Source organism: Mucilaginibacter sp. L196 (genome assembly GCF_009765905.1).
In the GTDB taxonomy this organism is placed as follows: domain Bacteria; phylum Bacteroidota; class Bacteroidia; order Sphingobacteriales; family Sphingobacteriaceae; genus Mucilaginibacter.
In genome coordinates this window covers 188,488-212,720 of sequence record NZ_LMUO01000011.1, presented here as the reverse complement: position 1 = coordinate 212,720, position 24,233 = coordinate 188,488, and the positions used below count along the sequence as shown (strand labels likewise).

The 24,233-nt window shown below is 40.8% G+C and carries 25 protein-coding genes; 8 read left to right on the top strand and 17 right to left on the bottom strand.

The features are described from left to right. Position 1 precedes the first annotated feature (1 nt). The gene (gene ilvA / locus GSQ74_RS08430; protein ID WP_174236925.1) at positions 2-1,252 is read left to right on the top strand and encodes a threonine ammonia-lyase IlvA; all 1,251 of its coding nucleotides are present in this window, start codon (positions 2-4) and stop codon (positions 1,250-1,252) included. Further along, positions 1,252-2,037: a methyltransferase domain-containing protein gene (locus GSQ74_RS08425; protein WP_158992146.1), complete on the top strand. Its 786-nt coding sequence runs from the start codon at positions 1,252-1,254 to the stop codon at positions 2,035-2,037. The genes ilvA and GSQ74_RS08425 overlap by 1 nt, the downstream gene beginning before the upstream one ends. 187 nt (positions 2,038-2,224) lie before the next feature. Here GSQ74_RS08425 and GSQ74_RS08420 read toward each other — a convergent pair whose 3' ends face one another. Together GSQ74_RS08420 and GSQ74_RS08415 are read right to left on the bottom strand one after the other, a co-directional pair. Beyond that, complete coding sequence (locus GSQ74_RS08420; protein WP_158992144.1) at positions 2,225-3,226, bottom strand: ABC transporter ATP-binding protein; 1,002 nt, start codon at positions 3,224-3,226, stop codon at positions 2,225-2,227. A 36-nt stretch (positions 3,227-3,262) separates the two neighbouring features. Continuing rightward, positions 3,263-4,069: an outer membrane beta-barrel protein gene (locus GSQ74_RS08415; protein ID WP_158992142.1), complete on the bottom strand. Its 807-nt coding sequence runs from the start codon at positions 4,067-4,069 to the stop codon at positions 3,263-3,265. 122 nt (positions 4,070-4,191) lie between these two features. Between GSQ74_RS08415 and GSQ74_RS08410 the strand changes: the two genes are divergently transcribed. The 3 genes from GSQ74_RS08410 to GSQ74_RS08400 all read left to right on the top strand — a co-directional run bounded on the left by GSQ74_RS08410 (position 4,192) and on the right by GSQ74_RS08400 (position 5,585). Further along, positions 4,192-4,371, top strand: a complete 180-nt coding sequence (locus GSQ74_RS08410; RefSeq protein ID WP_158992140.1) for a type II toxin-antitoxin system VapB family antitoxin — start codon at positions 4,192-4,194, stop codon at positions 4,369-4,371. Further along, the gene (locus tag GSQ74_RS08405; protein WP_216846706.1) at positions 4,371-4,775 is read left to right on the top strand and encodes a PIN domain-containing protein; all 405 of its coding nucleotides are present in this window, start codon (positions 4,371-4,373) and stop codon (positions 4,773-4,775) included. Before GSQ74_RS08410 ends, GSQ74_RS08405 begins: the two co-directional genes overlap by 1 nt. Positions 4,776-4,841: 66 nt before the next feature. Then, entirely contained in the window at positions 4,842-5,585 is a 744-nt protein-coding gene (locus GSQ74_RS08400; RefSeq protein ID WP_158992138.1) for a hypothetical protein, read from the top strand. Between the two features lie 94 nt (positions 5,586-5,679). Here the strand turns inward: GSQ74_RS08400 and hemJ are convergent, their stop codons facing one another. The 9 genes from hemJ to hemA form a co-directional block, all read right to left on the bottom strand. Further along, complete coding sequence (hemJ, locus tag GSQ74_RS08395) at positions 5,680-6,213, bottom strand: protoporphyrinogen oxidase HemJ (protein WP_158992136.1); 534 nt, start codon at positions 6,211-6,213, stop codon at positions 5,680-5,682. Positions 6,214-6,301: 88 nt separating this feature from the next. After that, on the bottom strand, positions 6,302-7,327 hold the full coding sequence (gene hemE, locus GSQ74_RS08390; protein ID WP_158992134.1) for a uroporphyrinogen decarboxylase: 1,026 nt from the start codon (positions 7,325-7,327) through the stop codon (positions 6,302-6,304). A gap of 86 nt (positions 7,328-7,413) precedes the next feature. Continuing rightward, positions 7,414-7,938: a tetratricopeptide repeat protein gene (locus GSQ74_RS08385; RefSeq protein WP_158992132.1), complete on the bottom strand. Its 525-nt coding sequence runs from the start codon at positions 7,936-7,938 to the stop codon at positions 7,414-7,416. A gap of 9 nt (positions 7,939-7,947) precedes the next feature. Then, entirely contained in the window at positions 7,948-8,652 is a 705-nt protein-coding gene (locus tag GSQ74_RS08380; RefSeq protein ID WP_158992130.1) for a response regulator transcription factor, read from the bottom strand. Positions 8,653-8,663: 11 nt separating this feature from the next. Next, the gene (locus tag GSQ74_RS08375; protein ID WP_158992741.1) at positions 8,664-9,539 is read right to left on the bottom strand and encodes a cell wall metabolism sensor histidine kinase WalK; all 876 of its coding nucleotides are present in this window, start codon (positions 9,537-9,539) and stop codon (positions 8,664-8,666) included. Positions 9,540-9,545: 6 nt separating this feature from the next. Beyond that, the gene (gene hemL / locus GSQ74_RS08370; RefSeq protein WP_158992128.1) at positions 9,546-10,892 is read right to left on the bottom strand and encodes a glutamate-1-semialdehyde 2,1-aminomutase; all 1,347 of its coding nucleotides are present in this window, start codon (positions 10,890-10,892) and stop codon (positions 9,546-9,548) included. Between the two features lie 104 nt (positions 10,893-10,996). Continuing rightward, on the bottom strand, positions 10,997-11,968 hold the full coding sequence (gene hemB, locus GSQ74_RS08365) for a porphobilinogen synthase (protein ID WP_158992126.1): 972 nt from the start codon (positions 11,966-11,968) through the stop codon (positions 10,997-10,999). Between the two features lie 87 nt (positions 11,969-12,055). Then, the gene (gene hemC / locus GSQ74_RS08360) at positions 12,056-13,630 is read right to left on the bottom strand and encodes a hydroxymethylbilane synthase (protein WP_158992124.1); all 1,575 of its coding nucleotides are present in this window, start codon (positions 13,628-13,630) and stop codon (positions 12,056-12,058) included. A 440-nt stretch (positions 13,631-14,070) separates the two neighbouring features. Then, positions 14,071-15,294 (bottom strand): glutamyl-tRNA reductase, encoded by a 1,224-nt coding sequence (gene hemA, locus GSQ74_RS08355; protein WP_158992122.1) that lies wholly within the window; start codon positions 15,292-15,294, stop codon positions 14,071-14,073. A gap of 161 nt (positions 15,295-15,455) precedes the next feature. On the opposite strand from hemA, the gene GSQ74_RS08350 reads away from it, so the two are divergent. The 3 genes from GSQ74_RS08350 (at position 15,456) to GSQ74_RS08340 (ending at position 17,780) form a co-directional block, all read left to right on the top strand. Continuing rightward, entirely contained in the window at positions 15,456-15,827 is a 372-nt protein-coding gene (locus GSQ74_RS08350; protein WP_158992120.1) for a DoxX family protein, read from the top strand. A gap of 74 nt (positions 15,828-15,901) precedes the next feature. Further along, the gene (locus GSQ74_RS08345) at positions 15,902-16,732 is read left to right on the top strand and encodes an alpha/beta hydrolase (protein ID WP_158992118.1); all 831 of its coding nucleotides are present in this window, start codon (positions 15,902-15,904) and stop codon (positions 16,730-16,732) included. A 52-nt stretch (positions 16,733-16,784) separates the two neighbouring features. Beyond that, complete coding sequence (locus GSQ74_RS08340) at positions 16,785-17,780, top strand: MBL fold metallo-hydrolase (protein ID WP_158992116.1); 996 nt, start codon at positions 16,785-16,787, stop codon at positions 17,778-17,780. A 62-nt stretch (positions 17,781-17,842) separates the two neighbouring features. Here the strand turns inward: GSQ74_RS08340 and ispG are convergent, their stop codons facing one another. The 6 genes from ispG to GSQ74_RS08310 form a co-directional block, all read right to left on the bottom strand. Then, positions 17,843-19,885, bottom strand: coding sequence for a (E)-4-hydroxy-3-methylbut-2-enyl-diphosphate synthase (gene ispG / locus GSQ74_RS08335; protein WP_158992114.1), 2,043 nt, complete (start codon positions 19,883-19,885; stop codon positions 17,843-17,845). 124 nt (positions 19,886-20,009) lie between these two features. After that, positions 20,010-21,200 carry an alpha/beta hydrolase-fold protein gene (locus tag GSQ74_RS08330; protein WP_158992112.1) on the bottom strand — a complete coding sequence of 397 codons (1,191 nt, stop codon included), beginning with the start codon at positions 21,198-21,200 and terminating at the stop codon, positions 20,010-20,012. Between the two features lie 70 nt (positions 21,201-21,270). Beyond that, entirely contained in the window at positions 21,271-21,894 is a 624-nt protein-coding gene (locus tag GSQ74_RS08325) for an RDD family protein (RefSeq protein ID WP_158992110.1), read from the bottom strand. A gap of 1 nt (position 21,895) precedes the next feature. Then, positions 21,896-22,891: a LiaI-LiaF-like domain-containing protein gene (locus GSQ74_RS08320; RefSeq protein ID WP_158992108.1), complete on the bottom strand. Its 996-nt coding sequence runs from the start codon at positions 22,889-22,891 to the stop codon at positions 21,896-21,898. 3 nt (positions 22,892-22,894) lie between these two features. Then, positions 22,895-23,440, bottom strand: a complete 546-nt coding sequence (locus GSQ74_RS08315; protein WP_158992106.1) for a PspC domain-containing protein — start codon at positions 23,438-23,440, stop codon at positions 22,895-22,897. A gap of 19 nt (positions 23,441-23,459) precedes the next feature. Continuing rightward, positions 23,460-24,164: an SDR family oxidoreductase gene (locus GSQ74_RS08310; RefSeq protein WP_158992104.1), complete on the bottom strand. Its 705-nt coding sequence runs from the start codon at positions 24,162-24,164 to the stop codon at positions 23,460-23,462. Between the last annotated feature and the right edge of the window lie 69 nt (positions 24,165-24,233).

Sequence of the window (24,233 nt, the reverse complement as noted above, 5' to 3'; positions counted from 1 at the left end):
GATGGATACGGAAACTGAAAATAAGCTTGATTTTGAAGCAGCATCCGAGCGGCTTAACGGTGTAGTTAGGAACACGCCCTTAGAATATAACGCCGGCCTGTCTGAAAAATACGAATGCGAGATCTATTTAAAACGTGAGGACTTGCAGGTTGTACGCTCGTATAAATTACGTGGCGCTTACAACATGATCAGTCAGCTGACTGAAGAGCAGATGAGCCGTGGTGTGGTTTGCGCCAGTGCGGGTAATCACGCACAGGGTGTGGCATTTTCGTGCAAAAAATTAGGTACTCGTGGTGTAATTTTTATGCCCGAGATCACCCCAAAACAAAAAGTTAAACAAACAGAGATGTTTGGGAACGGCAACGTGGAACTGGTATTAACCGGCGATACTTTTGATGATTGCCTGCGTGAAGCTTTGGCTTATACCGAAGCGCATAATATGACCTTCATCCCTCCTTTTGATCATCACCGGATTATTGAAGGCCAGGGAACGGTTGGTGTTGAAATAATGAATGATCTGCCGGATGTTGATGCGGTTATTATGCCTATTGGCGGTGGTGGCTTGGCAGCCGGAACAGGCAGTTATCTTAAACAACAAAATCCGAACATCTTATTGATCGGGGTTGAACCTGAAGGCGCGCCATCAATGGTTGGGGCTCTTGAAAATAAAGGCCCGGTTACCTTAGAGCAGATTGATCGTTTTGTTGACGGCGCGGCAGTTAAACGTGTAGGATCACTCAACTACCAGATATGCAGCGAGATATTGGATGATATGCTACTGGTGCCCGAAGGTAAAGTGTGTACTACTATCCTCAAATTATATAACGAGGATGCTATTGTGGTTGAACCTGCAGGTGCGTTATCGGTAGCGGTGCTTGATTTATGCAAAGAGCAGATCAAAGGCAAAAAAGTTGTTTGCGTTATTAGCGGTGGCAATAATGATATTGAACGCATGCAGGAGATCAAAGAAAAGTCTCTGCTGTATGAAGGTTTGAAGCATTATTTCATTGTTCGTTTTCCGCAACGTCCGGGTGCATTAAAACTATTTGTGAATAATGTATTAGGACCCGGCGATGATATTACCCGTTTTGAGTTCATCAAAAAAACATCTAAAGAAAACGGCCCTGCTTTGGTAGGTATCGAACTAAAAGATGCTAACGACTACCCTGCGTTATTGCAACGGATGGTTGCTCATAGATTTGAGGTGATCGAGATCAATAGTAATCAAACTTTATTTGAATACCTGGTGTAATGAATAAGAACATCAAAAGGGATGGTGATACCAGCACCAAATTGTTTGATAACCGAAGCCTACAAACAGATTATTCTACATTAATACCCATCCTAAAACCCGGCATGCGGGTTTTAGATGTTGGTTGCGGTACAGGTGCCATATCTAAAGATATTGCCGCCATAGTTGGCCCACAAGGTTCCGTAACCGGGATTGATAATACAGCGCATTTTATTGAAAGCGGTAAAGAAACTTACCAAGCCGTAAAGAACCTCGAGCTTATTTATGCTGATGTTTTTCAGTTTGATACTACTGAAAAATTCGACTTAGTGGTATCAGCACGGGTATTACAATGGTTGAATAACCCGGTTGAGGCCTTGACTCGCTTTAAACATTTTTTAAGACCCGGCGGACAAATCTCTGTATTAGATTATAATCACGAACTTTTATCATGGGCTCCGTCCCCACCGGAAAGCATGCTGCAGTTTTACGCTACTTTTTTAAGATGGCGGGCAGATGCTGGCATGAATAACCATATAGCCGAAGACCTGTCAAGCTATTTTGCAGAAGCGGGGCTTAAAAACATCCAGGTATTTAATGCCGATGAGGTTTATACGAAAGGGCAGGATAATTTTATCCCACGGGTTGGGATATGGTCTAAAGTGGCCGTTTCAACTCAAATGGTAGAGGAAGGTTATATCTCCAATAATGACCGCCTAAAAGCTATCGAAGATTACGACAACTGGGTAAATAGAGAAGCTGAAAGCATGACCATGGTGCTTAAGGAAGTAAGAGGATTGGTATAAATCCATCATTGATCTTAACACAACAATCAGGAATATTTAATCAGCAATTAAGCCCAATATTTGGAATATATAGCCAATGTATTACGATGAGTAGATGTTTAGCTTTGTTATTCATACACACATCCGTGTGATTGTGATAAGGTTTAGGTTAAAGCCTCCGAACAGCGAGTGTAAGGAGGCTTTTATTTTAATACTCTAAATACTTGTTGACCTTTAAATTCACTTTTTGGCCTGCCGCATATTTTCTAGTAAAATGGATGCGCACCCTTAATTCTACTCCATCTTTCTCCACCATTACATCCTCGTAAAACCCTTTAAATAATATTGAGCTAATTGTCCACTCAGAAGTTTTAGCCGGGCTTATTTCGATCCACTCGGGATAGATAGCGATAGTTTTCTTTTTAGGCTTTAGCGTTATACCACAAAGCTTAGCTTTCTCTTTATCTAAAATATTGCAATTGGCTAAAAGACTGGCAGTATACAAAAACTGAGGATTTGAATACATGGCAACTGGATCGCCAGATTCCAGTATTTCACCATCCTTCATCACGATCAGCTCATCAGCCATAGAAAGTATTTCGGATGGGTCATGTGATACCATAATAACCGTAAGGCCTGTTTCCTTAACTATGTTGCGGATGTCCTGCTGCAAGTCTTCACGAAACGATGTATCAACCTGGTTAAATGGTTCATCCAGCAATAACACTTCTGGTCGGGTGATAATAGCTCTAGCCAAAGCAACACGCTGTTTCTCGCCGCCGCTCAAATCAAATACACGCCTATTTGCCAAGTGTGCCATGTTAAGAAGACTTAATATCTGACTTACCTTTTCTTGCTTGGTTTGGATATTGGTATTAGGTATCAGTACCGCAATATTATCCCAAACCTTGGCAAACAGATTAAGGTCGTCGGTGTGTTGGGTAACCATCCTCATGGCATCATGGCCGGGGATAAGCTTTTCAACCGGGCCCCAAACACGTTCACCCTTAAAATGAATAATGCCTTCATCTGGGTCAAGCAAACCATATAGCAAACGTAACAAAGTACTCTTGCCGCTGCCGCTTTCGCCTATTATGGCAGTAATTTTTCCTTGCTGAATAGTAAGACTGGTTTTTGAAACGCCCGAAATCCGTTCACCGGGATATATTTTACTGATTGATATTGCCTGTAAAAAAGTAGGATCTGCCATTGATTGTAAAGATACGTAAAACAGTAAATGGCGATGTTAAAAACCTAACATTATACCAAAGGAAAGATTTTTGAGCCCTTTTTGGTCGGGGCTATCCGCAAACATATCATTCATGTAATATTTGGCATAAACACCAAATGCGCCGTAACCGATCCGCACAAATGGACCATAGCGGAACTTTTGAAAATTATAATCGCTGGTAAACTTTTGGGTGCCATGTTCAGCGCTTACTTGTTTTAAACGGCCGCTAAGTAAAATGCCACCTTCCGGGCCTATAACAAAATGGAATGCTGTGCCATCAGCATCGTCATGTGTGCGGAATTCAAAGCCAAGTGGTAAACGTAGATATGTTGCCGAAAACCGGTTCTTACTGAAATCTATATTGTCATTTACATAACTCAACTGTGGTTGGTGTTGTAAAATAGTAACATTCTCGCGCAAGCGGGTCAATGTCCAGTCGAAACCTGCCGACAGATTAATTTTAAACGAACTACTGAAGCGATAACCGAATTGCATAACATCAAACCCGACATTAGTTGTTTTCCACGAGCGATAACGCAGAAATTGATTTTGCGGGGATAGCCTGAAACTATTATTATCTAGCAGGGTGGATAAACCAAAATCTATACGGGAGAACGTTAATCCAAACCTAAAACCAGGCGCTTTATGATGGGTATGGCGGATAGTATCACCTGCCGAATCAGAACCAGCATTGGCATAACCGTATTTAAGCGTTCTACCATCGGGATTATTGGTTGAATCGATTACCCGCCTATACTTTTTGCTTTGAGCAAAAACGCTCATCGTCAGCATCAATAATATAATAGTAGAGGTTAATCTCATAATTGGAAGTATTTAGATTGAAAGGTTAAAGGTAAGATGAATTTAAAGGGGAAATGTTTGGCTATTGTTAAAATATTAGGGCAATTTGTATTTTATGTGTACCTTTAATAAAATTAATGTGTATGAGAACGAATATTGAGATCAGTGATGATCTAATGGCCAAAGCGCAAAAATTAAGTAATATAAAAACTAAGAAGGCTGTAGTTGAAGAAGCATTACGCTTATATATTACGATTGAAAACCAAAGAAAACTATCTGCACTTTGGGGTAAAATTGAGATAGATGATAAAGCTTACGAATAGTGGATATTGTTTTAGTTGACACATCTGTTTGGATCAATTTTTTTAAGGGAAAAGAGACTGATGCAAGCTTATACTTGAGAAATAACTTAAGCAATTTAATTATTGCCACTTGCCCTGTAATCGTTCAGGAAGTTTTACAGGGAATAGTGAACGATAAGGAATTTGACTTAATCGCTGATTACTTTAACAACTTCATACAGCTTGTGGAGGATCAGTATGAATTAGCCCACAATGCGGCAAAACTATATCGCGACCTTCGCAAGAAAGGCGTTACTATAAGAAAACCAAACGACTGCCTCATTGCTGCCTATGCTATGAAAAATGATCTCATTTTATTGAATGATGATAAAGATTTCAGAGAAATTGCCAGACATGCTTCTTTAAAAACTATCATCTTCACTTAGTAATATTAATGTTATCAAACATCTATCAATCAAGATTAATCTTACTTTTGACCCAAATAGGTATACATGCAATTTTCATTATTTCTTAAAAAGCTATTGACCGAATTTGTTGATGTGTATAAAAAGCACTTCTCATCAACTGTAAAAGTGGCTTTGTTATGGACCATACTTTGCTTCGCGATAACGCAGGTATTGGCAACCTATTGCAGTTATGACCCCGGTATACGAGCACAACCGGTAAGTGTACTGAGCTTTTTTATATTAAAGTTCAGCGTAAATAGCACGTACAGTTTTGTCGACCTGACAAGAACCCTTTTTATATTTTTTGTGGCGATATTTTCAGTTAATCTCACCCAAAAAGTAACTATAAAAAATATTATTTATCTGGTTGGAACACTAGCCGTTTGTGCTTTGCTGGATTGCGCATTGTTCAGGCTGAATACCCAATTGCAAACGTTATTTTCGACTAATCCACATGCCTTAATTTGGTTTAATGAGATAGTGCTGCTGCTTAGGAACTATTTGCCATTGGTGCTATTCGCTATAGTAATACAGCTGTGCATTGGTAAATTTAACGCAAAACATATTGGCTTTTTATTGATAGCGCTTTGGCTATTTAATGAGCTTGCTTACGAATTTATTATGCTGGTAAGGCCGGTATTATTCAGCCTGCTCATGATCACGTTAAAGCCGATGACCTGGCGTTATGTGATGGAAAGCGTTTTAGGGATACCGTTAATATCTTTCCTGTTTTTAGGATATTACTGCGCTATGACCGCGCCGTTTTATTTGTCTGAGGAAAAGAAATAGATTTACTTTTTTAGCCCCCTCTAAATCTCCCCCGGTAGGGGAGACTTTTTAAGGCCTTCCTTCCGGGGAGGGCTGGGCCGAATAGGAAGTAGATTTATTTTTTTGTACGATAGTACTTATAAATTTTCACGGCCGACATCAGGATCAATGAAAGTAATATAAGACCTATCAATCCGAATATCCAGCTAACTGTGTTCTTCAGCACTGCTAAAAACACTATCGCGAATAAAAGAATGGTGGCTAACTCATTCCATATGCGGAGTTGGGTTGATGTCCATTTATAGATACCTTTGCGCATTTGGTTCATTTTATTTTGGCAGATAAAATGATAAACAACCAAACAGCCTACAAAAGCCAGTTTAATATGCAGCCAGGGTTGCTGTAGCCATCCAGGTGCTATGCACAACATAGTTATACCCGCAGCCAACACCAAATACATTGATGGCGTAGCGATAATATACCACAGCTTACGCTCCATGATCTCAAACTGGTCGGATAAGATTGTGCGATCGGGTTCGGGTTTGACTTGCGCCTCTGTGTGGTAAATAAACAGGCGTACCATGTAGAATAGCCCCGCCATCCAGCAGACTACAAAAATGATGTGTATGGCTAATATGTATTGGTACATTGCTTATTTAAATTGTCATTGCGAGGAACGAAGCAATCGCACGTAAGCATGTTCGCGATTGCTTCGTTCCTCGCAATGACATTTAGTATTAGTAACTAAACTCTTTAATCACATCAACCGCGTATTTCACATTATCAAAAGGGATATCAGGCATAATGCCATGACCCAGGTTGAATATGAAACCGTTTTCGCCTTTCATCCTATCGAATAAACGGTAGATGCGCTCTTTGATCACCCTTTTATCAGCATACAAAACATGCGGGTCAAGGTTACCTTGTACGGCTATGCCTTTCGGTAAACGTTGTTTAATATCTAACAAGTCAACATTCCAGTCAATAGAGATTACATCCGGTTTAGCCTCTGCCATTAGCGGCGCAAAAACTGAGCTACCTTTGCAGAAAGAGATCACAGGGATATCTTTTCTGTTCAGTTTGCTGATGATCTCAACAATATAGCGATGAGAAAATTCTTTATAATCATCCCAAGCCAATGCTTGTGCCCAGCTATCGAATATTTGTACGGCATTTACACCGGCTGCAATTTGCAGGTTTAAATAATCTGCCGTTACTGTTGCGATTTTTGATAAAAGTTGATGCGCTAATGCCGGCTCATTATGGATCAGCAATTTAGTAAGCTTAAAGTCTTTTGATGACCCGCCTTCAACCAAATAACTCATTACGGTAAATGGCGCTCCTGCAAAACCAATCAGCGGGATACTATCGTTTAAACGTTGCTGTATTACTTTAATAGCATCTGCCACGTATTGTAGTTTATGTACTACCTGAGTGTCCAGTTTATCAATATCAGCCTTAGTACGTATAGGATTGGCAAACTTAGGGCCAACACCCTGGGTAAAGCTTAAATCTCCACCCATTGCTTCGCCGGTAACCAATATATCCGAAAATAATATCGCTGCATCAATGCCTAATAAATCAACCGGAAGCATGGTAACATCGGCAGCAAGCTCCGGTGTTTTACACATCTCCAGGAAAGAATATTTGTTTTTAATTTCCCAGTACTCGGGCATAAACCTACCCGCCTGGCGCATCATCCATACAGGTGGACGGTTTGTTTTCTCAGAAAATGCAGCTTTTGTTAATAATGAATCTCTCATAATATCAGAGAACCAAGAGTTGAGAGTCAAGAATCAGGATTAGTATACTTTTTGCTTATCCGGCTCCACGCTCCTAACTCCTCGCTCTATTTGTGTTGTTTTAGTTCTTTTTCCAGTTTCTCTATCACGTCCTTCATTTTGGCGTTGATCTTTTCCTGGTGTTTATTTGCCAGCTCAATATAAGCGGCAGCTTTATCATAATTGTGTTGCCTTATGCTGATGTTCACCACATGCACTAATGCCGCCACATGATCATTAACGGATCGTAGCGGGAATTGTGCGGCAAGTTCGTAATGCTTTTCGGCAGCGTCATAATCCTGTTTTTGCAGACTTATACCTCCCATGATGAACTCGTAAAAACCACGACGTTTTTTGGCGAGCCAACCCGGGTTTGTTATTTGTTTTAACAGTGCTTCCGATTTTACATAATCCTTTTTATGGAAGCTTTTGGCCGCCATAATAACAGTACCCTCTTTAAAATACCCCCAGATCAGCACCACTATAAACATTAACGACACCGCCATCAACTGGTACACGTGTTCATAGCTAAAGAAAAGCCCCATAGCTAAAAACAGCCCTATCAAAAATATCCGTGCCGTATTGGTAAACATCTATCTCCTTTAGTGCTGATCAGTAAACTTATAACCTACACCGCGTATAGAATGGAAATAAACCGGGTTTTTAGGATCTGGTTCAAAGTATTTGCGGAAAGTAAGGATAAAGTTATCAATAGTACGGGTTGATGGATATACATCATAGTTCCATACGGTTTCCAATATTTGCTCACGCGATACAGCATCATTCCTGCGCTCAATTAAAAGCTTTAACAGCATGGTTTCCTTTTTAGTTAAAGGAGTGATAGAGCCATCGCCATTAACCAATTCAAACGAGTTAAAGTGAATAGTTTTATCCCCGATTTTATAGCTGTTAAACTCTTTCAGGTCGTCGCCTTTTAGACTACGTTTAACCAAATTGTTAACACGAAGGATCAATTCTTCCAGGTTGAAAGGTTTAGTTAGATAATCATCCGCACCTTTTTTAAGGCCGGTGATCTTGTCCTCATTGGTGTTTTTAGCGGTAAGGAACATGATAGGCACCTCGGTATTTTCAAGTCTGATAGTTTCAGCAACTACAAAACCATCTATTTCGGGCATCATCACATCCAATATCACTAAGTTAAAACGCTCTTCTTTAAAAAGCTGTAATGCCTTTTTACCGTTTTTAGCGGTTGATACTTTATAACCTTCCAGTTCAAGGTTAAGCTTGATGGCCTCTAATAAATGTTCTTCATCTTCGGCTAATAAAATTCTTTTCTTGTTTGGCATATCTTTACAATTTAGGTTAATGCAAATTCTACTTCAAAAATGCTTCCGGCAGGGCGGTTATCTTTAACCCTGATGGTTGCTTCGTGCTTATCCAGCACTTGTTTCACAATAAACAAACCCAGGCCGGTGCCTTTTGTGTTACGTGTATCTTCACTGCCCACCCGATAAAACCTATCGAAAATACGGTTTTTTTCATTGTCAGCTATACCGATACCATGATCCGCAACCTGCAAATGGATCTTGCCTTCTTTCGAAAATAGCTTTACAGCCACCGCCTCACAAGGGCTTGAATATTTGATAGCATTTTCAACCAGGTTAGTTACAACCGACGTTAGCGCAAATTTATCACCAGTAATTTCAATTTTAGGTTCAATCTCTGCTTCGATAATCTGCTGGTTGCAATCGCATTTGGTGATCTGCAAACGATTGACAATACTATCCACCAAAACCGATAAGTTAAACTGGGCCTTAGGGAAAGTATAAGAGCGGTTATCAATTTTTGATGCCAGCAACATATTCTCCACCATATCGTCCAGGCGCTCAATATCTAATAACGATTTATCGATAAAATCCAATGCCTGATCTCTGGTAAGATTTCGCTTTTGAATAGTTTGTAATAAGATTTTGATTGATGCCAGGGGCGATTTTAGCTCGTGAGTTACCGAAAGCAGGAAGTTTTTCTTTTGTTCCTGTAATTTCTGCTCCTTATTAATTGATGAATGCAAATAATAGGCACCCACCGAAAATACGATCACAAACATCGAACCTTCGCTCAAAATCATTCCGATACGCTTAGGTTGGAGGCTCACCAACTGGTAACCCCACCAGATCAACTCGGCAACAGCGTAAATAATTACCGCGTAAAAAATAACTAACGAACGTTTTATCATAGCTTATTTTTCGTTAAATACTAAGTCAAGACTCTCAAAGATAGCACGTTTAGCGGTTTCTAAGTCTGTTTTTGTATGGGCAGATGATATAAATCCAACTTCGTAACCTGAGGGGCCTAAATAGATGCCCCTGTTGATCAGTTCACGGTGCATTTTTTTGAATTTATCCATGCTTGCCGGGTCAATATCGTCTGCTTTAGTGATATGTTCCTGATCAGTAAAAGCAAACCAAAATATAGAACCAATGGTAAATACTTTTAGTTTGTAGTTACGCTTGGTTGCATAGTTTTGGATGGTTGCCACAAACTCTTCGGTCTTGCTGTGCAGTTCATCATAAAAACCTTTGGTTAGCAATTCACTTAACTGGGCTATCCCTGCAGCCATAGCCACCGGATTACCTGATAATGTGCCTGCCTGATAAATGGAACCTACCGGAGAGATATGATCCATAATCTCGGCAGATGCACCATAACAGCCAACCGGCAAACCCCCACCGATTATTTTGCCATAAGTAAGTATATCAGGTTTAATTTTATAGTAACCGGCAGCGCCTTCAAAGCCGATGCGGAACCCGGAGATTACCTCATCAAAGATTAGCAGCGTACCGTTTTCGGTACAAATATCGCGAAGCGCCTGTAAAAAATCACGGGTTTGCAATAGCAAGCCATTATTTGCCGGTACCGGTTCAATTATAACAGCGGCAATTTGGTCTTTGAATTCGTTGAATGCTTCTTTCAACGCTTCAACATCATTCAGGGCAACAACTATAGTTTCATCAGCAAATGATTTGGGTACACCGGCAGATGAAGTCTCGCCGAAGGTAACCAATCCGGAGCCTGCTTTAACTAATAATGAATCTGAGTGACCATGGTAGCAGCCCTCAAACTTTAATATTTTATCGCGTTTGGTATAGCCACGCGCCAGCCTGATGGCCGACATAACCGCCTCGGTACCCGAACTTACAAAGCGCAGTTTTTCAATAAACTGATTGTTGTTAAGGATCAGTTCGGCTAATTCATTTTCTAAAGCAGTTGGCGCACCGAACGACATGCCATGCTGCATCACTTCAATCACTTTTTCACGAACCTTAACATTGTTATGACCCAAGATCAGCGGACCCCATGAACAGCAAAAATCGATGAACTCGTTACCGTCAGCATCCCAAATATGACTGCCATCGCCTTTGGCAATAAAAAGCGGGGTACCATATACCGATTTAAACGCCCGTACCGGAGAGTTGACCCCACCTGGGAAATAGGTTTTAGCCTTAGCATATAACTCGGCAGATTTTTCCCTGCTGATATCAGGTTTCGCTTGCTTTTTATCCTTTTTATTTATTGAGTCTACCATCTTATATCTTTTTTGTCATTGCGAGGAACGAAGCAATCGCGAACTATGCTTCCGTGCGATTGCTTCGTTCCTCGCAATGACAATTATTATTTATCCTTCTTATCTTACAGCCACTTATTTTTCAAAACTTCTTTAGCATGATAGGTTAATATCGCGGTAGCACCTGCCCGGCGAATGCTGGTAAGCACCTCGATAATGGCACGCTGCTCATTTAACCAGCCGTTTTGTATGGCGGCTTTTATCATGGCATATTCGCCGCTTACGTTGTAGGCAGCAACTGGCAATTCGGTATTATCTTTTATTAATTTGATCACATCCAGATACGGAAGTGCCGGTTTTACCATCAAGAAATCGGCACCTTCGGCCTCATCAAGTCTTGATTCGATCAATGCTTCGCGCTGGTTAGCCGGGTTCATCTGGTAAGTTTTTTTATCGCCGAATTTGGGTGCAGAATTCAAAGCATCCCTAAACGGACCATAAAACGCACTGGCATATTTAGCGGAGTATGACATGATAGAAACGCCGGTAAAACCGTTCTCATCTAATACCTTCCTGATGTAGCCTACCCGGCCATCCATCATATCCGATGGGGCAATGATGTCGGCACCACAACGGGCATGGGCCAAAGCCATTTTGCCTAAAACTTCAAGCGTTTCGTCGTTCAGAATCTCACCGTTTTCGAAAATACCATCATGGCCGTCGCTGCTGTATGGGTCCATAGCTACATCGGTAACAACGCAAGCATCCGGAAATTCCTTTTTTACCTCGCGGATAGCACGCAGATACAAACTTTCTTCGCGATGACTTTCGGTAGCAAACCTGTCTTTTAACGAGTCATCAATATTCGGGAACAGATCAAAAGAAGTTAAACCCAACTTCATGCAGCTCTCTACCTCGCGCAGCAAATTATCAATAGAATACCGATAAATGCCAGGCATGGATGCCACTTCGGTTTTCTGGTTCTCGCCATCAATAATAAACAGCGGGAATATCAGGTTTGCCGCGGTAACATGCGTTTCCTGCACCATTTGGCGTATCGCTTCGCTTTTCCTGTTTCTTCTTGGTCTTTGTAACATTAGCCCCTCCTAAATCCTCCCCGGTAGGGAGGACTTTAAAAATTAAAGTCATTATAGCCCTCCCTACCGGGGAGGGTTGGCTGGGGCCTATAACCCAAACACCGCCTCAGCCAGCCCAACTTCGTCGGGGGAGAAAGGCAGCGCATATTTAACACCCATTTCGTCAAATTTTTTGCCAGTTGATTTACCTATCGCTACCACTTTTTGGTAAGGATCAAGCAAGTTTTCGGCAAAATAAGCATCTACGTTTGATGGGCTGGTAAATACCAACACCTCAGCGCCCGATGCTTCAACCGCTTCTTCCAGTACAGTTTCATAAACCGGCAGATCGATCACTTTAGTATCGGCAGATAAACCTTGCTGAATACTTTTCAATGAACCTTCCGCTCCCGGGAATAATACTGTTTGTCCTCTAACCAATTCGGCAAAATCAGCGGAAACGTCGGTGGTATCGGTACTTTCGCCCACATACTCCGTAAAGTGACCTTTTTTGCGCAGCATCTCTTCTGATCCGCTACCCATTACGCCAAATTTTACATCTTTAGGTAATAAGGGTTTTAGTTCGAAAAAATATTCAACCGCATTTTTACTGGAGAAAAATATCCAGTCGATATGCTTTAGTATATATGAATCTAACTTGGTGATCACCGGTACGGTACGTATCAATGATCTTGCTTCAATATTTATTTTATGTTTTTCTATCGCCCTGCGGAAATAGCTTTGCTCTGAAAGTTCGCGGGTAATGAAAACGCTTTGTGGTAATTTGCGGTCTTTAGCAAACTTGGCTACGATTTTTTCAGGCAAACCTTCAGTGCTTTCGGCCTCTACAAATAACCTGTCGGGGAAATCATCACCTTCATCAGCTTTTGAGGTAAATACCTGGAACAGCCCATCTTCCTTACGGCAATAACAACCTAATGGCAAATGGCATCCGCCACCAAAAAGTTTAAGAACGGTACGCTCAACAGCTAATTCTTCGGCAACATGTAAATGGTTTAATGCCTGTAAAGAGTTGAATAGCTCTGTATCGCTTTCACGTATTTGTATAGCTAAAACACCTTGCGCTGGCGCAGGTATTAATTCATTCGGAGTTAAGGTTTCCACATGCAGATCGCTCAGATCCAAACCTAAGCGGCTCACGCCTGCTTTGGCAATCATAATGGCATCATAGCTTTCGTTACGCAATTTTTGGATACGAGTTGGCACGTTACCACGTAATTCCTCGATTTCCAGGTCTGGGCGATGTGCCAGTAATTGCGCTTTACGCCTGTTGGATGATGTACCTACTGTCGCTCCATATTTGAGTGACAGTTTTTGATGAACATCCACACAATCCTTCAAAATCAATAACAATTCAGATGGATCTTCGCGCTCAGAAACAGCGGCGATGATCAATCCTGGTGGATTTTCAGTTGGCAAATCTTTATGAGAATGTACGGCAAGATCAATTGTTCCGGCTAAAAGCTCATCTTCCAATTCCTTGGTAAAAAAGCCTTTGCCTTCCAATTTGTCAAAACTCAGGTTCAAAATACGATCGCCTTGTGTTTTAATAATCTTTAATTCAGCCTTGATATTTATAGCTGCAAGGCTATCTTTAACAAAGTTAGCCTGCCATAAGGCTAGGTCGCTGCCGCGTGTTCCAATAGTAAGAGTTCTGTCCAATGGGGTTATGTGTTTGCAAGCGCAAATTTAACGTTTTGCGCTTATGAATATAGGATTAATTGAGGATATGAAAGTTGAGTGACTGAGAGGAAGTTAAAAGTGAATATTTGACGCTTTATTGATTGTGCAACGGATCTTATTATATCATTGGAGGAACGAAGTAATCGCGGACTGTACAAGGCTGTTACTTATCTTTGGTATCGCTGCGCTAAGCGTCACTTTTCTTATGACCGCCAAAAGAAAAGTAACCAAAAGAAAACTCTCGGCCACGTTCTGATCCTACTTTGGGTTGTGCTTTCAGTTGGGTCTGTGGTTACCGGATCAGTCCTGATGCCGATTTTTTCGGTGAACGGATTGTTGTGCTTTTGCCTATCGGATAATGCAAATTACGAAGGAAATTTTATTTTGGTACTGACAGTATTTTGTCAGTAGAGGAATTCTTAGCTATTGATCAATATATCCTTTGCCATGATCATGGGCACGCTGATATATTTTTTCTCCATGTAGTTGATCACCTTTTCAAGGATCTCTCGGGATTGCTCATCCATGCCTTGCACTTCATCAACAAACACGGTATTCATAGCCATGTTGCGGATTTCTTTGATCTTTTCCGGAACCTGGCGCATGGCTAATTCAATACGGCGCTGTTTTAACATGGTTATAAACTCCGTAATATTTTGATCGATGATCACTTCGGCGTGTACCAGTTCTTCGTAACGTTCCTGTAAGTTCTTCTTGGCAACTTCGTTTAGAGAATGTACCTCGATAAAATTTACCGGGAACTGCTCCAAAACCTCAGGTGCGGTATCATTTGGTACGGCAAGGTCAACTATGGTTTTCTTATCGGTTTCGCCATTAAGTAGTATGCTATATATTTCAGGAGTAATGATGGGCTCTGTAGCTGATGTACAGGTAATAATCGCATCAAAACCTTTATGGTAGTTTTTCAGGTCTTCCAGTTCAAAAGCCTCACCATTCAAATCAGCAGCTAATTGCTGCGCTTTGGATATGGTACGGTTAAACACCGAGAAGTTTGAGAATTTATGTTTCTGAAGATATTTAGAGATATTAAAATTGGTTTCGCCTGCGCCGATGATCAGGATACGGGCATTGGTACACAATTTAAGATCGCGCAGTTTGCGGTAAGCTAATGATACAACCGAAATAGGATTTTTAGAGATATTGGTATCGGTATAAACCTCCTTGGCTGTTTTTACCACACAGTTCATCACCATGCGTAAAAAATCGCCCGTCAGGCCGGCCTCGCGACAGCAATCATAAGCCTTGCGTAATTGTGGCAGGATCTCTTTTTCGCCAACGATCAAACTCTCTAAAGAGCATGAGATACGCAGCAGATGATTTAACGCTTCCTGATCTTCATAAATAGAAGCGCCTTTTAAAAATACGCCCATATAGTGGTCGCATACACCAATATTTAATGAATCAATAAACTGTTCGGTGTAAGCGGCATCAACAACCTGGTCGGTAACAATAACAAATTCAACACGGTTACAGGTCGCCAAATAAAAAATCTCGGAAATTTGAAATTGATTTTTTACCTGTTGAAGTTTCTCAGTTAGATTTTCCTGGCAAATCACCAATCTTCCCAATTCCTTCAGCTCGATCTGTTTGTGTGTAAAAGCGATTACCTTTAAGTACTTCAAAGCAGTATTTTAAATTTGACCCAACAAAAATAACAGGATAAACAGGATTCAATGTCAACACTTTGTCAAACACGAGTATTTAGAACGGTTATAAATTGAGTTCAAAAGGCACTTAAATACAGCCAATTAAACCTAAACGAAACTTTATTCGTACATAAAATATGTCGACACTAAAAAAAATCAGCTTAGTACTGTTAATTATCGGTTACGTAGCAGCAGGAATAAATCATTTCAGGATACCACAATTTTACATCGGCATTATACCAGCGTACATGCCCTTCCCGAATATTTTAAATACCTTAGCGGGGGTGCTCGAGATAGCTGGTGGCCTGGGCCTTATTTTTAAATCAACCCGTCAATTTGCTGCATGGGGAATTGTGTTATTGTTGATTGCTTTTATCCCGGTACACACCGCCATGCTGTCGGGGCACACACAAATCGGCGCTACGCATGTTCAACCGGTTTTGGCTTGGGCGAGGTTGTTTTTTCAACCGGTGTTGATTTTGTGGGCATGGTGGCATACGAGGAATTAGTTGATGGTTAATAGTTCATGACCTGAGCACTTGTAACAAATAGCAGTAATGTTATTCCAATATTCATTAACAAAATGATCAAAAAAGAAAACTACAACATCCCCGGCGTTAAAGGCCGCGGTATGTTAATGGATATAACCTACGACGATGCTATCAGAAATGCGCCATTGGTGATTTTTGTGCATGGCTTTAAAGGTTTTAAGGATTGGGGTACCCATAACATGGTAGCTGATTATTTTGCAAGGAGTGGCTTCCGGTACTTAAAGTTCAATTTTTCGCATAATGGCACTACAGCAGACAAGCCAATTGATTTTGCTGATCTAATCGCTTTTAGCGAAAACACCTTTTCGATGGAGTTGGAGGAATTGAATGATGTGATCGACTTTGTGTGCAATGGTTCGTCAATGCCACGGGTAACTGGTGTTTACTTGATCGGGCACAGTATGGGCGGTGGCATCAGTATTTTGCAAACCGCCGGTGATAATCGGGTTAAAAAACTGGTTACCATGGCTTCTTTGGCTAGCTTTGCCAATTTATGGACAAAGGAAGCAGAAGAACAATGGAGGTTATCCGGAATTATGTATATGCCCAACTCGCGTACCGGACAGGACATGCCGTTAAAGGTTTCTATTTTGGATGATTGGATGAATAACCCCACCAAACTTGATATTTTAGAAAAAGCCACTCATATAAAACAGCCCTGGCTAATTGTGCATGGTGATGAAGATCCTACGGTTCCGTTAGCTCACGCGAAGCAATTAAAAAAAGCAGATAAACAGGCAGAACTTGTAATTATAAAAGGCGGAGACCATACCTTTGGCGGATCGCACCCCTATGCGAAGGATAGTTTACCAAAGGACTTATTAGAGTTTTGTGATCTGTCGATCGAGTTTTTCAAAAAATAATACCCCTGAATATAAATCCACGGCAATGCCTGGTAATTGATTAATAATATTTATGAGTTTAAGCGGGTCAACTAAAAAAGGTAAGAAGTATCAGAATACTATACCAACAGATGAAGCGGGTTTTGGTAAAATGATACCCATACTAAAAGAGTACATTAACAACAAAGCCGAAAACATACCTAAGAAACAATTAGGGCCATTTAAAACGGATGTAAGTATTTACCAAACACCGCCCGAAAGCGGTTTAAGGATAACCTGGGTTGGCCACTCCAGCTTGTTGATTGAAATTGACGGTAAACGTATTTTAACTGATCCGGTTTGGAGCGACAGGGTATCTTTCTCTCAATCATTTGGGCCAAAACGTTTTTTTCAACCACCGATCGCATTGGATGATTTACCGACTTTGGATGCGGTAATTGTTTCGCATGATCATTATGATCATTTGGATAAGAACACTATCAAATTTTTCGCGGGTAAAAGCATCCCTTTTTATTGCTCCCTGGGTGTTGGGCAATATTTGAAAAACTGGGGTATATTGGAGAATTACATCTTCCAATTGGATTGGGGCGATAGCGCCATGATAGATCATGATGTAGTACTAACTGCTGCGCCTGCAAGGCATTTTTCGGGTAGGGGAGTTATTAACCGCAATGAAACACTTTGGTCGTCATTTGTTATTAAAGGACCAAAACATAATATTTTCTTTGGCGCCGATTCCGGGTATTCTCCTGATTTTAAAGAAATCGGTGAAGCGTACGGTCCATTCGATTTGACCATGTTAGAGATTGGCGCCTATGGCAAATACTGGCCGGACATACACATGGGGCCGGATAATGCAAGCAATGCCAACATCGACCTTAAAGGAAAACTAATGATGCCTTTACACTGGGGTACATTCAGCCTGGCACCACATGCCTGGTTTGAACCGGTGGAACGTTTGGTTCAGTACGGTAAGGATAAAAACATTAAGCTTTTTATACCTAAACCAGGTGAGCCAACCGAGGTTAAGGAGTATAATTCTGAGTGGTGGAAGGAATATTTGAGTTAGAAATTTTAAGAAAAACGAGGCTGTCATGCTTCGACTACGCTCAGCATGACAGCCTCTTTAGCTTATCCTTCCACCTCAATCCAATTACCATCTTCCCTGATAATACCGATCAATTCATCCAAAGCATTATCGCTGGTGATGTTTTTCTTCACCGCTTCCTTTCCTCGATATAAGGTTACCTTACCCGGACCAGAGCCTACGTAGCCGTAATCAGCATCGGCCATTTCGCCGGGGCCGTTTACGATGCAGCCCATGATGCCGATTTTTAATCCTTTTAAATGACTTGTTCTGCTGCGGATCATTTGGGTTGTTTCCATCAGGTCGAATAAAGTACGACCACAGCTTGGACAGGAGATATATTCTGTTTTGGAAATGCGTGAACGTGTAGCCTGTAATATACCGAAGGCTGTGGAGGTAATAATATTAGCAGGTAGTTGTGGCGCGTCTATCCAGATGCCATCCCCAAAACCATCAACTAATAAAGCACCAAGATCGGTAGCGGCGTAGAGTTGGAGAAGAGTAGCAGCCCCCTCTAAATCTCCCCCGGTTTGGGAGACTTTTTTGGCTTCTTCGTTATTAAAAGAATAGTCTCTCTTTATTATAACCGGAACATCCAAACTCAACTCTTCCATTTTGAAGAAGAATGAGCGTTGATCACTCATACTGTTTAGGGCATCCGTTTCGAGTATAAAAACTAGCGTGTTATTTAATGGTAATCGTCCGAATTCTTCGGTATCGATGTCGGTTGGTTTTAACCTTACCAAGTTTAATGCTGATGAGCGGTCGGCATCGCCAATATATTCCTGTAAGGTAAATACCGGGTGGCAAAGCGTTTTATTGGTAAGCTTTTGCCAGGTATTATAATTGTAAAGCTGCTTAAGGTTGCCGGGTAATGTGAAAGATGGCAACTCATCAGCCAAATAAACAAAATCAACCGACTGCTCAGCCATATTGTATTTATCCAGTAGTGGCGAGTACATATAACCTGCATCATTCAAAACAGATGGGTCTTTTAGATTACTTTTCGACAGATCAATAACTACACGAGGCACCATATGCCCACCGATGAAAGCGTTGGCTTCATAGGTTTCGCGTTTTTTGTAGATATAAGGGCTATGAGCCCCCTCTAAATCTCCCCCGGTTGGGGAGACTTTTATTTTTTCTGTTTTTTGACTTTCGACTTTTGACTTTTGACTTCTTTCAACATATCTATTTACTAATGCAATTGCCACCGGTGCTTCTGCTTCGGGTTCTTCGGTTAGGGAAACGCGGACGGTATCGCCCAAGCCATCTTCCAATAATGTTCCGATCCCTACTGCAGATTTAATTCGGCCGTCTTCGCCGTCGCCGGCTTCGGTTACGCCTAAGTGTAGCGGGTAGTTCATGCCTTCGGCTACCATGGTTTCAACCAGTAAACGATAGGCTTGCACCATTACCTGCGGATTGCTGGATTTCATGGAGATCACCAAATTATAGTAATTCAGCGCCTCGCACATGCGCATAAATTCCATGGCGGATTCCACCATGCCTTGCGGGGTATCGCCATAACGGCTCATGATCCTGTCGGATAGCGAACCATGGTTTGTACCGATACGCATAGCAGTACCGTATTCCTTACATATCTTAACCAGCGGCGCAAACTTTTTATTAATGCGTTCCAGTTCGCCTTGATATTCAATGTCGGTATAATCTATTTGATCGAATTTCTTTTTGTCGGCGTAGTTACCGGGGTTCACGCGTACTTTTTCAACTATGCGTGCGGCAACTTCGGCAGCATTTGGCGTAAAATGTATGTCGGCAACCAGGGGCGCAGTATAACCACGCTGGCGTAATTGCTTTTTTATCTCTGCTAAATTCTGGGCTTCTTTAATGCTTGGCGCGGTGATGCGCACGTACTCGCAACCAGCCTCTATCATACGTATAGATTGCTCAACCGTACCAATGGTATCCATGGTATCGGTGGTGGTCATGCTTTGTATGCGGATGGGGTTGTTACCGCCCATTGGCACATCGCCAATATAAACCTCGCGGGTTACAAAACGCGAATATTCAGTTAACGAATTACAATAACGGCCTTGCAGCAATTTAATGGCATCAGTATTCATGCATGAAATTTATAATGCAAAAATACGAAATAGGTTTTATGGATTTAACACTGAATAGTTTAAAGCTTGTAAAGTTTAGGTTAAGAATAATTCTAACTGCATTATTTATAAAATAAAAGAGCAATTATTTATTGGCTCCCTCCAATTTTTGGAGCATTTCTTTCCCATTATTGTTATTAGGATTTAGTTCAATAGATCTTTTATAGTTTAAAATGGCAAGTGCAGTACTACCCGATTTCATATAAGCTTCTGCAAGGCTGTCATAGGCATTGGAAGATTTCGGATGTTTTTTGACATTTTCGACAAAAATTTCGGTGGCGTTTCCTAAATGTCCTGACCTCAATTGATTATACCCGCAATTATTTAAAAAGTCTTCAGTTGGATTAATTTCATAGCCAAACTCAACCGACAGCGTATTAAAATGTCGCACAATATCCTGATAGGAAAGACTGCTGTTTCCATAATAATCAATAAACCAATCTTTATAAATAAACTTCAACCCGTCAAAAAGGCTTTTATAAGGAACGGAAAAATGATTTTCATCCTCATATTCTTTGTAATACCAATTAAACCAGATAGGAGCCGATTGCTTTAGTTTAACCGCCAATAGATCTACTTTTTGGGTATTTTCATTACCAATACTAAAAAACAACTTGCCATTATGAAGATGTGATCCCGTTAAAAATGAACTGATATTATTGATCATATGGTCATGAACTACAGAAATTGCAGGGCTTATCAGTATTGTTGCAGGAAAAAGCTCTGGTTTGGTTTCTTTAGCATAAAGTGCAAATAAACCACCTAAAGAATGGCCAGCCAATATACGATAGGGCTGTACCCGATAGTGCGTATCAATATAAGGGAGTACTTCATCGGTAATGTATTTAAGAAACTTGCCCGCACCTTCAGTTGATATTACCTTGTTAGTATCAGAAGAACCATCTGCGTTCTTTAAATAAATTGGTGTAAAGTCTCTTCCACGATTAACGTTTACAATCGCTACCACGATCATGTCAGGTATCCTGTTGCGATCATATCCCGCCAAAAAGTTTACCATTTCAGAGGCATAGTTAAAATTACCTTCCCCATCAAGCAAATACATAACAGGATAAGTATCTGTCGTATTATTATAGTTTGCGGGAAGGTGAACCCAAATGCTTCTGTCTTCTGACAGTATCCTGGATTTTAGTAACACTGCAGTTTCATTCCGGTTAGGTAAAGAATCAAGCTGCGCAATAGCTAACCTTGGGACACAAAAAGCTACAAAGATTATTAAACGAGCATAAAATAAATATCTTCCAAATTTAACTTGCATATTCATAGTATAAAGCTAAATAAAATCAATAGCCATACAGTTAGTAATAAATGAAAACACTCAAAATTTCTTAAATCAACCTGTCTTTAATCACCAAAGTTCCCACAACCACATCATGCAAGCATTGCTGTTTGGCATTAAAAAAGCTATACAGGTATCCGATAAATAAAGTAAGCAAGGATAATATCTTCGCGAGGTTCCTGCCAAGGGATTGTCCAAAGTCAATGCGTTCACCTTGCATATCGGTGACTTTTATTTTGAGTATTTGCTTGCCGTAAGTGCCTTGCTTTGCTGATGCTTCCATAATAACGTGGTAGATGAGGTTGGCTATCGGAATTATGCCTAATACACTTGCTGCTATAATTATTTGTGTGGATTTCTCTGAAATAAACAGCAACGCTATCACCCCGAAAAATATAAATACCAGCGATACCATAAACCAATCCAATGCCGAGGCCATCCAGCGCTGATCGAAACCGGCAAAATATTGGGGAGCGAGGTGTTGTTTACTAAAGCCAAGAAGCCCACGAAGTTCTTCAACTTCATGAGCTTCCTTGTAATCATCCATGGTGGATGATCTTACAAAATCAGTCGATTTGATTTTGCGCTGTTTTAATTCATCTATACTAAACGGACCTTCGGGTTTACCGTTTATAACCAGCAGGTATTTGTTTACCGAAATATTATCCGGCATATTAATACCTGTTCACCTTAAAGTCGGACATTCCACCGCTGATGTTAATATGTATCTTATTTTTAGCGGATGCAAAGCCTGGAGTTTGGTAATTGCCATCGCTTGTTTTTGCAAACCCATCAAAATTATTGGAAGACAAGCCTGAATCAGTTTCAATTTCACAAGCGGCATTTTGCGGGATACTGATATTTACGCTGGCCATACCGGTTGAAACCTCCACATCAGTAGTCGCTAAAGGTTGTCCTAATTTTACTTTGAAAGATGCTGCGCCTCCACTTAATTTAAGTTTTTGCACTTTGTAGTTACTTAAATCAAAATCGATACCTGCTGCGCCTGCTTCTACATAAATACTCCATACCGGGTTATTATTTAATTCAAAGTTCACCGCGTTTTTATTATCGTCACTTCCCCAATTAAAGTGGCCTCCATTTTTTTGCTTCATATCGAAGTTAAGCACATAGTTTGAGCCGTTATTTGAATGTGAAAGCTCATAACTGCTGAAGTGTTCTTTGGTGTCAGCCTTGAACAACTGATTAGTTGTATCGGTTAAATTGTATTGGGTACCACCGCCGCTAATGTGTAATTCAGCAGTTTTTGCATCAGCGCTATAAGGTAAAACAAAATTGCTGCTGCCTGCTATTTTTACAATGCCCTTAACACCTGTTGTATCATCGTCATCATCGTCGTCGTCATCGCTATCATTATTGTCATGATTATGGCTGTGCCAGGTATAACTATATGGGAAACTAAATCTGTCGCCGAAATTGCCAAATAATAGTAAACCAAAACCTAATATGATCACCCCGATTTTTGCGGCGTAAGCTACAGGTGTATTATTATGTACAAACACCAGGTTAACACCGGCTATAATGAGGAATATTGGCCATAGGTGTAATATATTCATCCAGTGGAAGTTGATGTAGCCAAAATTATCCAGCAGGAAAGCGAGGCCTATGAGTACCAGGATAAGGCCTGGAATTAATTTATCGTTTTTCATGATTTATACAGTTGGAGTGTTGTCAGTTGATGGATTAGTTGTTGTTTCATCTGCCTTAGGAGCATCATTAACAGGATTTTGCCAGTTAGGATCTTCCCATGGTTGTTTTTGTTGGCCTTTAAGAATCAACCCTATACCTATGGCAATTATAAATACCGGCCAAAGGCGATGAATATGAAAATCGGGGATGAGATCGAATTCGTGCATTAAATAAGCGGCGCCTAAAAATATCAGCACCACACCAATTACTAAACCTGCATTTGAGCGTTGTTTGGGCGGTATAGTTCCCAACGGCAGATTTGATGTTATCGGCGGAACAATATAATCAACCGTAGCCGGGTCTGATGGTGTAATAAATGGGTTATAATATTTTTTAGGCAGCACAATCCATAATATAATGTAAGGGATAAGGCCTACACCCGCTATAAAAAACCCAAATGCGAATAATAAGCGCACAACGGTAATATCCATGTCTAAATATTCGGCTAAGCCTGCGCAAACACCACCAATCATTTTGTGGTGCGGGTCGCGATATAATTTCTTTTCCATTTTGTTTGATATTAAATTTTTAAACCTGGCCGTTAACCGGCTTTATTACTATTTCATCTACATTGGCACCGGGACTCAGCTTGTAGATGTTTACTACAGCCGATGCGATATCCTCGGGCAGTACCATTACGTTTTTATCTACGGCAACGCCATCCCATGAGCTGGTTAATGTTGAGCCGGGAATTACAGCGGTTACCTTTACATTATGTGCTTGTAACTCCAAACGCATTACTTTGGTTAGACCAAACAATGCGAATTTTGTTACGCTATAAGTACCCGCTTCAACCACCGGATTTAGCGATGCAACAGAGCAGATATTGAAGATATGCCCCTCGCCTGCCGCTATCATTTTTTTACCGAAGTAACGGTACAATTCATAAGCCGGGGCAAGGTTTGTGTTGATGCTTTTTTGAAAAGTATCTTCACCATCATCTAAAATACTGAAGGGCTCATATATACCTGCATTATTTACAATGATGTTGATGGCACCCAGCTCCTTTTCGGCATCAGCGGCAAACTTTAGTATTCCGGCTTTTACACTTACATCGGTAGCGGCGGTAAATATTTTCATGTTTGGGTTGATGGTAAAAAGTTCAGCTTTTAAATCGGCAAGGTCCTTTTCACCGCGTGCACAAACAGCTACGTTAATGCCTTCTTTGGCTAACGCGATGGTAATTGCCCGGCCAATTCCTTTTGTTGCTGCGGTGATAAGTGCGTTTTTCATTCTATAATTTATTATTTGGTTTGTTATAACAATACAAATGTAATATGGATGGGCACGGCTTTATTATAG